This window comes from Sporomusa rhizae (genome assembly GCF_041428845.1).
Classification (GTDB): domain Bacteria; phylum Bacillota; class Negativicutes; order Sporomusales; family Sporomusaceae; genus Sporomusa; species Sporomusa rhizae.
The window spans coordinates 2,613,631-2,629,052 of the sequence record NZ_CP156925.1; the positions used below are offsets into that span (position 1 = coordinate 2,613,631).

General features: G+C 36.9%; 14 protein-coding genes. 6 read left to right on the forward strand and 8 right to left on the reverse strand.

Features of this window, described 5'->3' with window-relative positions; translation table 11 throughout:
* The first annotated feature begins 10 nt into the window (after positions 1–10).
* From SRRS_RS12145 to SRRS_RS12155, 3 genes are all read left to right on the forward strand, one after another.
* The gene (locus tag SRRS_RS12145) at positions 11–2,827 is read left to right on the forward strand and encodes a hypothetical protein (RefSeq protein ID WP_371369139.1); all 2,817 of its coding nucleotides are present in this window, start codon (positions 11–13) and stop codon (positions 2,825–2,827) included.
* Positions 2,828–2,858: 31 nt separating this feature from the next.
* Entirely contained in the window at positions 2,859–3,656 is a 798-nt protein-coding gene (locus tag SRRS_RS12150) for a PRC-barrel domain-containing protein (RefSeq protein WP_371369140.1), read from the forward strand.
* A gap of 102 nt (positions 3,657–3,758) precedes the next feature.
* Complete coding sequence (locus tag SRRS_RS12155) at positions 3,759–5,138, forward strand: VanW family protein (RefSeq protein ID WP_371369142.1); 1,380 nt, start codon at positions 3,759–3,761, stop codon at positions 5,136–5,138.
* Between the two features lie 1,383 nt (positions 5,139–6,521).
* Here the strand turns inward: SRRS_RS12155 and lexA are convergent.
* Positions 6,522–7,142: a transcriptional repressor LexA gene (gene lexA / locus SRRS_RS12160; protein WP_371369812.1), complete on the reverse strand. Its 621-nt coding sequence runs from the start codon at positions 7,140–7,142 to the stop codon at positions 6,522–6,524.
* Between the two features lie 164 nt (positions 7,143–7,306).
* Here lexA and SRRS_RS12165 point away from each other — a divergent pair, with 164 nt between their 5' ends.
* Positions 7,307–7,600, forward strand: a complete 294-nt coding sequence (locus SRRS_RS12165) for a LysM peptidoglycan-binding domain-containing protein (protein WP_371369144.1) — start codon at positions 7,307–7,309, stop codon at positions 7,598–7,600.
* A gap of 875 nt (positions 7,601–8,475) precedes the next feature.
* Here SRRS_RS12165 and SRRS_RS12170 read toward each other — a convergent pair.
* Positions 8,476–8,790: a hypothetical protein gene (locus SRRS_RS12170; protein WP_371369146.1), complete on the reverse strand. Its 315-nt coding sequence runs from the start codon at positions 8,788–8,790 to the stop codon at positions 8,476–8,478.
* A gap of 109 nt (positions 8,791–8,899) precedes the next feature.
* On the reverse strand, positions 8,900–9,421 hold the full coding sequence (locus SRRS_RS12175; protein WP_371369148.1) for a hypothetical protein: 522 nt from the start codon (positions 9,419–9,421) through the stop codon (positions 8,900–8,902).
* A 349-nt stretch (positions 9,422–9,770) separates the two neighbouring features.
* Here SRRS_RS12175 and SRRS_RS12180 point away from each other — a divergent pair, with 349 nt between their 5' ends.
* Entirely contained in the window at positions 9,771–10,004 is a 234-nt protein-coding gene (locus tag SRRS_RS12180) for a ferritin-like domain-containing protein (RefSeq protein WP_371369150.1), read from the forward strand.
* A 35-nt stretch (positions 10,005–10,039) separates the two neighbouring features.
* Entirely contained in the window at positions 10,040–10,396 is a 357-nt protein-coding gene (locus tag SRRS_RS12185) for a spore coat protein (RefSeq protein ID WP_371369151.1), read from the forward strand.
* A gap of 124 nt (positions 10,397–10,520) precedes the next feature.
* Here the strand turns inward: SRRS_RS12185 and SRRS_RS12190 are convergent, their stop codons facing one another.
* The 5 genes from SRRS_RS12190 to SRRS_RS12210 all read right to left on the reverse strand — a co-directional run bounded on the left by SRRS_RS12190 (position 10,521) and on the right by SRRS_RS12210 (position 15,392).
* Positions 10,521–11,537, reverse strand: a complete 1,017-nt coding sequence (locus SRRS_RS12190) for a hypothetical protein (protein ID WP_371369153.1) — start codon at positions 11,535–11,537, stop codon at positions 10,521–10,523.
* Positions 11,538–11,630: 93 nt separating this feature from the next.
* Positions 11,631–12,551, reverse strand: coding sequence for a patatin-like phospholipase family protein (locus SRRS_RS12195; protein WP_371369813.1), 921 nt, complete (start codon positions 12,549–12,551; stop codon positions 11,631–11,633).
* Positions 12,552–12,668: 117 nt separating this feature from the next.
* Positions 12,669–13,385 (reverse strand): cyclopropane-fatty-acyl-phospholipid synthase family protein, encoded by a 717-nt coding sequence (locus SRRS_RS12200; protein WP_371369154.1) that lies wholly within the window; start codon positions 13,383–13,385, stop codon positions 12,669–12,671.
* Between the two features lie 59 nt (positions 13,386–13,444).
* On the reverse strand, positions 13,445–14,911 hold the full coding sequence (locus tag SRRS_RS12205; RefSeq protein WP_371369156.1) for a diguanylate cyclase: 1,467 nt from the start codon (positions 14,909–14,911) through the stop codon (positions 13,445–13,447).
* A gap of 256 nt (positions 14,912–15,167) precedes the next feature.
* Positions 15,168–15,392, reverse strand: coding sequence for a 4Fe-4S binding protein (locus SRRS_RS12210; protein WP_371369158.1), 225 nt, complete (start codon positions 15,390–15,392; stop codon positions 15,168–15,170).
* Between the last annotated feature and the right edge of the window lie 30 nt (positions 15,393–15,422).

Consider the following 15,422-nt stretch of genomic DNA (forward strand, 5'->3'; position numbering starts at 1 on the left):
GAGAATTTACATGTCAGTAAGCTATACTCCAATGCTGGAACAATACCGAGAGGTAAAGAGTAAACATACCAGCGAAATATTATTTTTTCGGTTAGGCGACTTTTACGAAATGTTCTTTGAAGATGCAGAAGTAGCGTCTCGGGAACTGGAAATAACTTTAACTTCGCGTGAAGGCGGTCACAATAACCGGGTTCCCATGTGTGGTATTCCTTACCATGCAGCTGATAATTATATTGCGAAATTAATTACTAAAGGATTTAAGGTAGCTATTTGTGAACAAGTAGAAGATCCAAAACAAGCGAAAGGAATTGTTCGCAGAGAAGTTGTCAAGATTATTACGCCAGGTACTATTCTGGCAGAGGCATCCTTGCCGGATAAGGCAAATAACTATTTGGCTTTGCTGTACGAAGAAGCAGATGAACTGTGTTTAGCGGCTACAGATATTTCTACTGGAGAGTGCCTGTGGGCGATATTTTCCGGCAGTTCCCGTACGAGTGCTGTTTGTGATCAGTTGTACCGCTTATTGCCGGCAGAATTGGTAATGGCGAATAAAATTGAGGGATTTTCACTAATAAATACCTTTTTATCGCAAAGGGTATCTGCCTGCGCAATCACGCCACTGACAGTACCGGATATGGCGTTAGCTTCGGAGTTGCCGCAAAAACATTTTTCCAGCGAGGAACTACCGGAATTTCCCATCGCGACAGCAGCCGTAGGTTATCTCCTATATTATTTGCATTACACGCTTAAAAGTGACCTATCTCATGTCAATAAGCTGATTCGAGTCAATACCCAGGACCATCTGACTCTTGATGCTTCGACCTTACGCAATCTTGAGATTACCCGCAACATGCGGGATGGTGGTCGCAAAGATACGTTATTATCGGTATTGGATTTTACTAAAACGGCCATGGGTGGACGGCTTCTTAAAAAATGGCTTGAGTTCCCCCTTCTAAGTCCTGTAAGTATTCAAAAACGGCAGGAGACAATTACTGAATTTATTAACAAAGCGGGAGCCCGCGAAGCGTTACAGGAGCTTTTGAATGAAATATACGATTTTGAACGTATTTTAACGAGAATTGAAGTCGGTACTGCTAATGCCCGGGATTTAGTAGCCTTGAAAACATCGTTATCAGTATTACCTGAAATAAAAACCAAACTGCAGGAATGCCAGTCGGATTTAACAGTAGATATTACATTTACATCTATCTCACCTGCACAAGCGCCCTTGTGGTATATAATGGCATTTTTTTTAAGTTTTTTTGAAAAAAAACACTTTTTTCCTATTTTTTCTTTTTTTGCCAGGTATGAAGGTGAACCTTCAGTACAAGACACTGCCGTTGATAGTGATGTAGCAAGTTGTCTTGCTGTGGACGAGAATTCACCCGGTGTATCTGCTGATAAAACGGATCAAAATGCTCAAACTGAAATGTTCTCAGGTGAGCTTAGCGATACTGAGATAATGGATGAACATAACAATCAGCTTATAGAGTCTATCCTAGCTTCTATTGAAGCAGCTAGCCCGGCCGAAAAAACCTCAACTAATAATTCTCCGGCTTTACCGGAAGACAGTGAAGTGTCAATAGAGAATTCTGATGAAATAGCAGCCGGGCTTGTTTCAGAACCATTTATTGAACAAGAAGAAGGCAGCATTGATGAATACGTTGTACAAAGTGTAAAGCCCACTGAAGAGTCAAAGGAACTGATTGGTGAAGTCGTTGAAGGATTGATAGTAGCGGATTCAGACGTTAGTGATACTGACAATAGTCAAGAAGATACTGATCTTGTTATTGACTTGGTACAGGAACAACATCCAGGTACCTCAGATGAAAAAGCAGTCGAAGCCGAAAAGGCAGAAAAACTGATTGAAGAAGTAGTTGAAGAATTTATAGTGGAAGGTATAAGTGATAGTCAGGTAAATACAAATTTCGCTGCTGAAATGTCTGAAGAAGAATATCCGGCTCTTGTGAATGAAATTACTCTAAGTAATGATTCGGCGCTTTTATCAAATATGCAGACAGGTATATCGGAGACAAATTATAGAGACTTACCGACGCCTCAAGAGTTATCTAGTGATTTAGCTGAAGTAGAAATACAGAGTAAACACGCAATTGATACTTCGGTATTACCTGAATGTGAAATGGTGACTGCAACTTCTACTGAATTGACTGACGAACTAGTTTCGTTAATTGATGAAGAAGAAGTCTTACATAATGAACGAAATGTATCAAATGAAATGCCAGATGAACCCGAAAAGTCGGAAGAATCTACAGAAGTAGTTAAAGAATTAGAACAAATGTCTGATGCGGTAGTGGATAAAGGAGAAAACCAAGAAGGTATAATGTCGATGCCAGAACAGCCATTTGTTCAGGAGGCGGATAATTCAATAATGGTTAATAGCGAACAAATGGCCGGGGTTGCATCATTTGAGACCGAAGAGCTAGATGATTTACTTGAATTTGCTTTTATTAATAAAGAAAAGCTAAACTTTAGTGCTGCGTTTAACGCTTTTAATCGGGCATTAACCTTATATCCTGATTCTGACGCTGCTCCTTTCTTGATTGTAGAAATTGGGAATATTTTAAAGAATAGAGGGGCCTATGATGACGCTATTAAAGTGTTTTCCGATGGGCGTGCTCTTTCTCAATCCAAACAGGATGAGATGATGGAGCAAGAGTTTATTAGTACTATTGCATACTTGCGTATTATCAAGAATGTATTGTTACAAAATCGCTCAGGCTGTATCCCGTTTTTGGAAATACCCTCACAAGTAATAGCCCAAATAGACGAAGAGTTTAAGGAATGGCGTAGTGTAGGTAATATCTAAACCGATTTATAGAATAGATGGAGGTTACAAAATGAAAAAAAGTGTAGAAATTGTTGGACAACCCATTGTTAGCATTACCGAGGGTATAGAATTTGGTAATGTCAAAGAGTTGCTTATTAACCACACAAATGGTACAGTTGCTGCTTTGGTTATTGATGATGGTAAATGGTATTTAGGAGCTAAGCTTTTACCCTTTGCGTCTATTGCTGGGATAGGGGAGTATGCGGTTACTGTTAATAACAGTGGAGACATTTTAACTATTGCCGATCATCCTGAATTTGAAAAACTATTTGCCGCAGGAGTAAAAATCATTGGAAACAAAGTTCTTACTAAAGGTGGACGAATTCAAGGTAAAATTAATGAGCTTATAATTGATAATACTGGTAAAATAAGTGTGTGCGAAATGGAAAAAGCTGATGGAGAGATAGTTGAGTTACCAGCGGAATCTATTGTTACTTTTGGTAAAGAAGTATTAATTATTTCTGACAGTAACGAAACCGTAACTATTCAGCCTAAAACCACTGAAGAAGTTTTAGTAAAACCTGAACCAACTATTGTTCCGGATGAAGAGATAGTTGCACCACAAATTGAAGTACCTGCAGTGACTGTTGCTGTTGAGACCAAAGAAAAGGAGCAGCCTGTAGATGATTCCGCCAAGAAATTTGATGACAAGCATCGTAAATTCTTACTTGGCAAAAAAGCCGCACGCCGTATTGAAACTGACAATGGCATGTTGATTGTTGAGCAGGGCAGCGAAATTACAGAAGAAGTTTTACAAAAAGCAAAACTTGCCGGTAAATTTGTTGAGTTATCAATGAATATTCAATAAACATCAGCCCATTAATAGTCCCCGCTAATGCAGCGGGGGCTTACTTGACCTTAATTAATGTTTGTTTCAACACTTAAGTAATGAAAGGATCAAGTGTACTCTGTGCAGACCGTCACATCTAAAAACACAAATATATTATTTTTTTTAATCATTATAATGCTGTTTAGTTCGGTCAGCATGATAGCAGCTAACACTGCCTTTATGGTAACTAATGAAATATATCGAGGTGTTAGCGTAGGGGACATTCATGTAGGCGGACTATCAGTTGACCAGGCTCAGCAAAAAATTAATACAGTTTTTAAAGAACGGACAGAAAAGGGTCCGGTAATTATAGCAAAATACAAAGAGCAGCAATGGACTATTTCTGCCCAAGATATCGACCTTGTTATTCAAGCTGATGATTTAGCGGAATGCGCTTTTAAGGTTGGGCGAACTGGTAACATTATCAATCGCTTACAGGAACGTTATTTAGCAATTCATCAGGGGTATAGTTTGCCAATAACAGTTCAATATAATAGGGACAAACTGCAGAGTATTTTAGCTACCATCGCTAAAAGTATTAACCAAGAGCCTAAGAATGCAAGACTAAAACCAATAAATCACGTTAAAATTGAAGTTGTTCCAGAGGTAATAGGTCGTAAGGTTGATTTACCTCAAACACTAGTGGAGGTTACTTCTAATCTTAACACCAAACTTGCTTTTACTTTTTTGATAGCAGTAGAAGAAATAATGCCACCAGTTATAGCTCGCGATCTAGAGCATATAGATGGATTAATTGCTTCCTATACCACGCAGTTTGATTCTTGGGATTATAATCGTACGCAAAATGTCTTATTGGCTTCGAAAAGTATTGATGGAGCTTTAGTTAGGGTCGGTGAAGTCTTTTCTTTTAATAATATTGTAGGATTAAGGTTAGCTAAATTTGGTTATAAGGAAGCTCCTGCATATATTGATGGAATGTTGGTACCAGATTGGGGAGGCGGCGTTTGCCAAGTAAGCAGTACTTTATATAACGCAGTACTGTTAGCCGACCTAAGTATTGAAGAAAGAACGCCCCATTATCGCCCTCCCGGATATGTGCCTATCGGACAGGATGCTACGGTCGCTGATAATCTGCTGGATTTTAAGTTTAAAAACACATTAGCACAGAATATTTATATTATTAGCGAAGTTTTTGGAAATCAGCTGGTTGTTAATATCTATGGTAAACGTATGGAAGATCCTCCCGAGATTTATGTTGTTTCGGCAGATCGCAGAGTATTAGAACCAACTACTTTAATTAAGCAAGATCCTAGTTTGGATATAGGCAAAGAGATTGTGGAGGTAGAAGGGCAAAAAGGTTTTATTGTTTCTACGTATCGTATAAAAAAGGTTGAAGGCAAAGTAATTAAGCAGGAATTTTTAGCATCGGACGAGTTTAGACCTATTGATAAAGTCGTGAGGATTGGAACTAAAGCTCCGCCGCAAGAACCTAAAAAATAGCAATAATTATATATAATTACTAACTAAAAAGCAGTTCCCCAATAATTAATTTTTGAAAGTACAAAATCCCCGCAAATACTGGATTTGCGGGGATTTTATTTTTCTAAGAGCATCTAAAAATTAGGGGCATTTACAGGCGGAAGGATTATATTGCACATCCGACAAGATTCAAAAACTTTGAGGTAACGGAATTTAGTAAGTAATGGTTTAGCCCTCTACCGGGTTTGTTGGTGGCGACTTTTTGTATTTGTATAGAGGTAATTTAAAGAATGTTGAATATACTTTAGTAGTATTACTATGTAGTGGAGGTTCGTTATGGTTTTTAGACATGAATGCGGTGGCAATGCTTATACTGTGGGCGTAGCAGCAATCGGATGGAATAAGTGCTTTTGTGGCAGGTGTGGAGAGATATTTTATAAATGGTTGACAGCAAAGATGCTACAGCAATAAGTTCCGCTCTACCCTTTGAGATAGGGCAAATTTTTTGATTATACTTAATATTTTTTTGTCAACTTGGATAAAAATAAACCCGCCTAATAGGCAGGTTAGGTTATTCATAGACTTATTTTCCTAGTAAGAAATTATTAATATATAACAAACCAACACTGCTACCGCAAAGCATAGTCCTAGAATAACTGGAGCGGCGCGGGACAAAAATCGCAAGGTATCGAGGGATTTTTCAATAGAATTTAGAAAAGCGGGCCTCATATCATTTCCCTCCTTTAGTATATGCTTGTACTATTATTATAACAAATAATCATTTTCATACAAGTAAATTCCATTTATCTCCGCTTTACACTATCGAACGTTTGTTCAGGACTATAGATAAACAATGGTTTATTGAGAAATAGCATACCTATTAATTAAGCCATCCGTTTTTGAAAAAACGGATGGCTTGAATGTACGTAAAAGTGAAAGCCGAAATACAGGAAACACATAGTAAAATTGAACGCTTTTATTTGTCGCAAAACTGCTCAGCTTTTCATAGATTATAGTGTATCCTTTACTTCTATGCAATGAGGAGGTTAGTTTATGGGTTTTGGTGGATTTGGAGGCTGTGGTGGCCGTAACGGCTTTAGTGGGATCATAATAATCATAATTATTCTTTTATTTTTCTGTTGCTTTGAAGATGAGTGCAGCCCAACCTGTTAAGTAATTTTAATTTAAAGACCAAACCACAACGCGATATAAGAACCACCTTATAAGGCATCACTTAACAGTAGTGATGCCTTATAACAATTTATCCCATCATTACAATACAGAACGTTTGTTCTGTATTGATGCAAACAAGTATTTATTTATTTTGTGATGACGGCAAGTGGTTCAGCGAGAAGTAGCACAGTAGAGGGGAGAATAGGTATGAAAAAATGCTAAGTATGAGCCTTAGTGAAGACGGCGGAATACACCAATAACTTTACCTAAGATAGCGACATTTCGAGAAAAAATAGGGTCCATAGAAGTGTTTTCAGGCTGCAAACGAATATAGTCTTTTTCCTTAAAGAAGCGTTTTACTGTTGCTTCTTCTTCATCAACAAGGGCGACTATAATATCGCCGTTTCGTGCAGTATTTTGGCTGCGAACTAGAATATAATCACCATCTAGAATTCCAGCGTCGATCATACTGTCGCCTTGCACGGTAAGCATAAAGACATCGTCATTACCTATAAGTTCGGTTGGTAGTGGGTAAGTTTCCTCAACGTTTTCCACTGCGAGAATAGGCTTACCGGCCGTAACTTTTCCTACTAACGGTACAGGAGTGATTTCTTTTTGTCGCCAGGGAGCTTCCTCTAAAAGATCAATGGCACGTGGTTTGGTTGGATCTCTACGTATAAATCCTAATTTTTCAAGCTTAGATAAATAACTATGTACTGTTGAACTCGAACTTAATCCAACAGCTTCACCAATTTCACGTACTGAAGGCGGATAACCTTTACTTCGGAGAGTTTCCTTAATATATTGTAGTATTTGTTTTTGCCTAGTATTTAACAACGTTTCTTTATTAATACTCAAAAAGATCACCAACCAAATAGTAAATTATACTATTATTTATTATAACATCATAACAGTAAAATGCAAACATTCGTTCGAAAAAATGGTGAATTTCTATTGACCCGAACATATGTGCGTGATATAATAACACCAAACATATGTTCTAAGGGGCGATTTTTATGAAAAAATCTCAATTTATACTAGTTGCAGTAAGCGTTATTTTTGTACTTTTTATCTGGAATAGCTTTTCTTTTGTTTCAGCTAACGGTGATGTTTATTCAAAACCGATTAATTATACTAGTATTTACGTTAAGTCAGGCGATTCTGTATGGAGCATTGCGGCAGCTTATTCTACGCCAAAAGATGATATTCGGGATGTGGTTAGTGCTATCATAAAAATCAATGGACTTAACAAGAACGTGCAGATTACTCCAGGACAAGAATTAAAAATACCTGTAAAAAGTCAAATTTAAATAATTTAGATATATTGCTCTTAAAAAAAGGTTTCTGGCCGGTGCCTTAATAATACCAATAGAAATACCTAGTAATTATAGACCAGTCTATAACATACTAGGTATTTTTGTGTTGTAAATTATGAGACATCTTAGCTACATGGGTTACGAGCGTTGACCTGAAGGTACGCACCAATAGGATGAGCGTATGTAGTATGTTTAAATTTACTATATATGTAGGCGCCTATATTTTTCACGATAATTTTATGTCCGATAATATCTATTATGTTAACAAGAGCCTGAGGGAGGCAAAAATGGTACGTTTCTGAAGGACTCAAAATAATAAAAAGCTGAGACAATATTGCAAAATAAATAAAGTGCATTATCATCTCAGTTCTTTAGCACTAATTATATTATAGTATCGAGTCCCGCTGTAGACCTCGGACAAATAGTTTAACAGTTATTGAGTCAAATTTAGTGTTACGAACATCAGTTTGCAATTAATTAATCGCGATACTGAATATAATTTATTTTATAATAAGCAAATTCAATGGCTGGTCTAGTTATTATTTATATGTGAAATAACATTATGTAAATCACGATACTACTAGCATTACTACTTAGCATTAATTGATACTGGTGTCCCTATAAAAATTAAAGTGTATGGCTATCCCTCTTGAAATCCATAGGATTAAACATATAAATCCTACAAATAGAAAAAGAGAAGAAATTGCTAATGCTAACAGCAATGTACCGGAAGCTTCTTTTCATCCATCTCTTGCTCTTTACAAGTTTCTATCAAAAGGACGTTGATTACTAAGAAACTTTGTCGGGTTTTCGATTATAGTTAAATGTTAATCATGTAAAAAGATGCCAAGGCTAAAACTAACAATTATCTATGCTCGCCCAATCGCAATAATCTGTTCTACATTAATATAAGCCTCAGTTGGGAATGTAGCAGTAATGACAGTACCATTATGTTGTAATTCTTGAACAGTTAATTTTATAAGAGTATCCTTTTCTTTTTCTTGATAAGTTTGATTACAAAAAGCAGATGTATTGTAGCAATAATTATTGGTGCTATCACAACTAAAACATATAACGGCATCTAAGGTTCCTGTAAATTTGTAATCTTCTGTTGTTAATATTACTAGTTTAGTATTTACCGGAAAAAGGTGTCCATAATTAGGGTAATGCTCATAGCAACTCATACTATATGACTCCTTAGATATCTTCTATCTTATAATACATAATATGAAAAAATTCGGTAAAGGTTCTATGTAAATAAGATAGTGGTTGCTATTGGGGTCCCCTACCCTTCTACCCACGAAAATCACGAGGAAACTTAATCATCCCCCTACCAATAGGTTCACTTCTTCCAAGTTCACTTGCAATGCAACGAGGAAGCTTTCCGTCTCTATATTTACCTTGAGAGCTTACAAAGTTTTGTTTAAAATGTTCACAGTAGGTTGGTTTATTAAACCGGCAATTAGGGCAATCAGCGGTACGAACAACTATTCCCCCCTTTGCTGTAAGTATAAATTGCCGTGCGTTTATAAGAACAGTTAAGTAGTCTTCGAAGATTCTATTTACACCTTCTGATTGGATTTGGTTTACCTTCTGCAGTTCTTTGATTATTTTATTAAGTTCGATCTCATATAGTTGCATATCAGGTATCTGATTTAAAATTACTAAATCGTCAGTATATTGTTTTAACTTTTCTTTAGCTTGTATGGGATTTGAGCCAAGGTAAATCGATGTGTTTTTTGGAAGCTTTGTTTCCGGATTATATATACTTTCTTTTAAATAAAAAGTTCCATTCTTGCGTTTTTCAATATACATATCTGCACCCCTAAAAAAAAGTGTAACTCAGAAGAATACAGTAAAACCGGTAAACCCACAATGATATTGTGATTATATTATACTACTAAACCAACATAATCACAATATATACGTGAGTTTAATCGCGGTTATTGCGATTTAGTTGCGGTATGAATCGCAACTAATTTAAACATCTATACTATCAATAAGGAATATATTACCAAAACAAATGTAATTTTTATCCTGAATAACAGGCTTCTATATCTAAGATACTATATTTGTGTCACTACATTGCAGCAAAATCATGCTAAGGCAGAATAAATCTATCAGGCAAGGTTAATGTTGCTTATATTATATGGAGGTGAATATATTGGCTTATTATGGCAGTGATTATTTCCAAAAACTAACTCAAAAAGAAAAGAATTATTTAGAAGATGCTTTGCAATTGGAAAATTTAGCGATTACGAAATATAATGTTTATGCAGATGAATGCCAGGATCATGAACTCAAAGACCTGTTTTTTGCTATTTCGCAAAATAAACGCCAGCATGCAGATCGCTTAAAACAATTAATTGGTAAATCAAACTCTAATCAATATCAATAAATATTTTATATAAAATCTTCTAGGGGTGATGATTAATGGCTCAAGGTAGACGTTATGGTAACAATTATACAACAACCAGTCGAAATAGATTGTCTGACCGCGATATGGTGGTTGATTTAATCAATACGGAAAAGCATCTCTCTCATCTGTATGAGCATGCAATAATGGAATCTAGTAATAATACCGTTCATGACGCTATGGAAGAGTTGCAGCATGATGAGCATGAAGCGGCTTATACCCTTTTTAATGTTATGCAGGAGCGTGGCTGGTACAATCCGGAGCAAGTACAAAGGAACATTTCTAAAAAGAATTTTAGTATGAGTTCAAATAAAAGAAAGCACGGAAATCAAAGAAATAAATCATACAACAATCAACCTTACCAATATTCGTGATATAGTTAAAACCAGGAGTATTCCTGGTTTTTTTGTTCTGATAGAAAGTATAACTTTCGCCTGGATAAGGGCAACATCGGCTTTCGCTTTCGTCAAGGCTCGGCGTAAACCGTGTTTTCTTTATTTAACTGAAGGTAATATTAAGTTTATCAAGCACATGCTGAATTTTATTCAACATTGTTGCTTGTTCCGAACCTGCAAATAAAAGCCCTATCGCATAATTATCATCGCTTAGAACTAATGATCCGCTATCGCCTGGTAAACTCATAGGCTCTGCTAAAATCTGATCGGTAAATATAGCATATTCTTGGTTGTTCATGTTAACCTGAAATGTAACGTTAGTTGCTAACACTTTACTATAGGTCAATCCAGTGGTCCGGCCGCTTTTCTTAATAGGCATATTGAGAGTAGCTTCTTTTATTCCAGAAATAGATCCAATTTCTAAAATTTCAGGATTAATTGCTTCAGTGTTTAAAGGAGCGGCTACGGCACAATCAACTAAATTGGCCTTTTCGCTTTCACGTAAGACCTGTATTCGATAGTTAGGTCGAAAAACATGAATTGATTTATTTAGAAGCATTTCAAAAGCTCTGGCAATCTTGCAGCGTGAGGTGGTGTGTTGACGACATAAAGGTACAAATCTACGTAGCTGAGCTATTGTGCAGTCCTCTAATTTACCGCCATCATATGTTCCCGGCTGAATAATAGCATCACCAATACTTGCGCGATCATCATTTCCATCAGTGATGTTCGCTAACACATGATTGTTTGATAATATAAGCAGTTCACCAGTAGTTTTATCTTTTACAACTGCTCCGAAAGTGCCGGCTGAAATTTTATAGTGGCCAAGGCTCATTCCCGGCTGTGCTGGGCGACAGAACTTTATTCTTTCATTTAGTAAACGAATATCTCCTACTTCTATTATATCTGTTGGTAAATTATCAATTTCATTCGGTATTAGACTTTCATGCCGTAAATTCGATTTTGAATATTTCTTTTTGACGAGTATTGTTAAGGCTGCCTTGCCAGTATTTACGCCGCGGATATATTTATTACCTTGCCCAACACCAACTATATTGTTATCATAGCTGTCCGAGTTAATTAGCTCCCGAAAAATCCCGAGGATATCGATTTTTTTCATTATCATGCCTCCTCCGCTATACCCTGCTGCTGTATCAAGAAATTGTTATTATATGATATGCATGCAAGATGACTGGGAACTATATGACGATATTTATATAAAGTCTTTAATATCTCTAATTTTTTCGAGTGTGGCCTGATAGCCGCGCTTTATGAACTCATTAGCCTGTTTAAAGTCTTTATGATTTAAATCATAAGACGTTGGTCTAATAATTAAGTCTGCATATTGTTCAGACTTCATTAACGTGACTTCTCTGCCCATAATCTCGATACATTGCATAAGGATTTCACCTACTGAATCTATTTCATAGTTAGGCTGGCCGGAATAGCCTAAATCGACAGCTATGATTTTGTCTGCGCCCATATGATGTAGAATATCGGTAGGCAGGTTATTCTTAACTGCACCATCTACTAGTGTCATTCCCCGGTATTTTTTCGGATAAAAAACGCCGGGGATTGAGATACTGGCTCTGACAGCTTCGGCGAGCACCGCATTATGATAATATCTTGCATTTAAGATAGTTCTATTTGGGGGTAACGGGGATATAAAAAAGACGGTATCCGCTGAATTTATATCGACAGCGGTTATGGCTAGAGGTATTTTTGTATCACGGACAGTACGTTGCTTCCACAAACTTACTAAAAAATTTTCAATCTTGTCACCTTTTAGTAAGCCTGTAGGTAATACGGACCAAAAGCGAAATCTACCGTTCATAAGCCACTTAAAACCATGCTTAAACAGATCCGAAGTAGTAACTTTTAGATCTATTAAATCTTGAACTCTTATATTCTTAATGATCGATTGCATTTGTTGTGGTGAATAACCGCAAGCATACATCGTTGCAACAATAGCTCCAGCACTAGTACCTGAAATATAGTCAATAGGTATTTTATAATCAATTAATGCCTTAAGTGCACCAATATGTGTGGTTCCTCTTAGTCCTCCACCGCTTAAGGCAACTCCTATTTTAGGACGGGAGTTATTACGCAGAGGATTATTGATACTGATCAGCATATTATTCACCTCGCATTCCTCTTATATTATGTTATGAGACAGAGCGAGACTGTGCTAGCAATTAGCAAACAAAAAAACAGAGACATAGTCTCTGTTTGCAATAAAGATCGTATATAATTAAATATCTTTTTTGGCAAGAATGATCATGCGAGGCGTTTCTGAACTATAAGGGCGCCCGTCAAAAGCGCCATAAGTTGATATGATCGAAAGACCGCTTGTATTGAAGATATTTGTCATCTCTGCCAGTGAATAAGCTCTTAGAACAAATTCATATTGAATTTTCGCACCGGTAACTTGGTTTATTAATTGGCGTTTCATAGTTGCAATGCCATTTTCTAACTCCACTTTATAGGAAAGAACATATTCACCACTGGGATGCCGCCAGTAACGATTTATATTATTACGTACCATCCATTCCCTATTTAGTAAATCAATTAAGAATAACCCCTTTGGTCTTAATGCTTTTACAATAAGATTGATTATATTGGCATTTTCATCGTCGGTAAAATAGCCGAAGGCGGCGAACATATTGATAACTGCGGCAAATTGTTGATCATAGTCAAGTTCCCGCATATCTTTCTGTGCAAAAGTTATGTCTATCTTAGCTTCTTGGGCATTCTGTGCGGCAATATCTAAGAAATCTTTGGTAGCGTCTACGCCTGTTACTTTATAACCGTATTTAGCCAATTCTATTGCATGCCGGCCATAACCACAATATAAGTCTAAGAGTGGTTCGCCTGGATGTAGGTTCAATACTTCTGTAATAAATCGAACTTCCCGGTCAGTACCTGCCAAAGAATACGCTTTATAGTCCCCTAATATATCATGAGTCATGATTGACACCACCAGTGCATACTATTCTGCTAGATTTTTTGCTGCAGTGAAAAATTGCTTTAGCTAATATTTGTATTATATAAGCAACTCCGGTTTCTGGTAGAACGTTTTGCTGAATATAGGGCAGTATCAGCAGCACCAATAAGTTCAGTTTCTGATTCTGCATCATCGGGATAGCCCGCGATACCAATACTGACTGTTAAAGACCCCCCAGGTTGGGTGCTGCTATTTTGAAATGGATACTCAGCAATAGCCTTTCTAATTCGTTCAGCAATTATGTGAGCTTGTGCAATAGCTGTTTCAGGAAGTAGTACTACGAACTCTTCTCCACCATATCGAAAGACAAAATCTGTATCTCTACAATTTTGGCGAACAAGGTCTGCAACAGCTTTGAGTGCATCATCGCCATATAAATGCCCATTAATATCATTATAGTGTTTGAAGTAATCAATATCAATCATTAATAGTGAAAGTGGACGGTTATATCGCGAAGCTCGCTTAAACTCCAGGTTAAGAGTATTTCGGAAGTGGCGATAATTATAAACATTTGTTAAACCGTCAGTAGACGCTTCTGTACAAGCTTTACTAACATGGTTGGCATGAGCTATAGTCATAGCAATTTGGCTGGCTAAAGAGCGAAGCAAATCAAGATCATAAGCTTTGAGTGCCTGCTCTTCTGTTGTTTCTACGTCGAGAAGGCCAATAACCTGATCATTAACAATAAGCGGTATAGCCACTTCACTTAAACCGTTTGAACTACCAGGTATATAGCGTGGTTCGAGTCTTATATCAGGCACATAGACTAGTTCGCGGTGTTGAACGGCATAGCCGGTTATACCCTGACCTAATGATATCCGAACGTGGTCGTTATAGCCCCGGTGGGCTTTATTGACCAGCTCTTGGGATTCTGGGTCAAGGAGGAATATTGCAGCATTAGCAAAACCCAGTTCACGGGTAATACCATCGACTATTTCTTCAAGTACTTCTTTTTCATCAACCGTTTTTTGAACTATTGCTGTTATACGGTATAGCGCAGATAGCTTTCTATGGGCGTGGTCTAAATCCATCAGCTGAAAATCAAGGTTAGCCATTGCGACACATAAATCTTGATTTAAAGTTTCATGTTGTTCCATAATATTGGAAAACTCGTTATGAAATAACACAGCATCAGTAGTATTTTTAAAAAGAACTACAACATGCTGCTCAGGAGCAGGTGCAAAGATACAATCATAGTATTCAGTTAGATTTCTTTTAGAAATATGTTTTAATTTATTAACCGTCTTTTGTTGCCGCAAAGAGCGGCAGTTATTAGCGGTGGCAAAAATAAGTTCAGCGTTATCAGCATTAAATACTGCTTGGATTAGCTTAAAAAAGCTTTTGCCTATATATAGCGCTAGTGAAGATTGCGGTCGATTTGGCAGATAAATATGTGAAATAACACCATCAGCGTTGATTGCTATAAGTGCTGATTGGTTTGCGTTGATTAGGGTATCTAACATTGAGGGATACATCAAATTAGTATTCAACGACAATCATCTCACTCTGATTTTTGAATATTAAGTACAAATTCGCTATTTGTGCCTAAATTCCTTCCCATTTTTTGGTTTAAATATTAATAAATAATAAACTGCCTAGTGGTTGGGAAGCACTTTATTCCAGGCAGTTCATTTATTATTACTATGTAATTACGAAATTTATACCTTTATATATCCTACTTTTTATAGAGATTCTAGGACTTCTCATGCGAGTTTTTACCATAACCTTTTTTTATTTAAAGGAAAATTACTTCCCGGCTGGATCTTTATCTTTGTGGATCTCGATCACAACGTCGGGACAGGTTTTTGCACATAATGCGCATCCTACGCATTTAGATTCATCGATACAAACGGCAGGGCGATAACCTTTACTGTTAAATCGGTTAGCAAGAACCACAATCTTGTGCGGACATGCTACCGTACATAGTTCACAGCCTTTGCATCTTTCTTCGTTAAATACTGGTCTTGGCATAAATTTCCCTCCCTTCTATGCTAAAGCAGG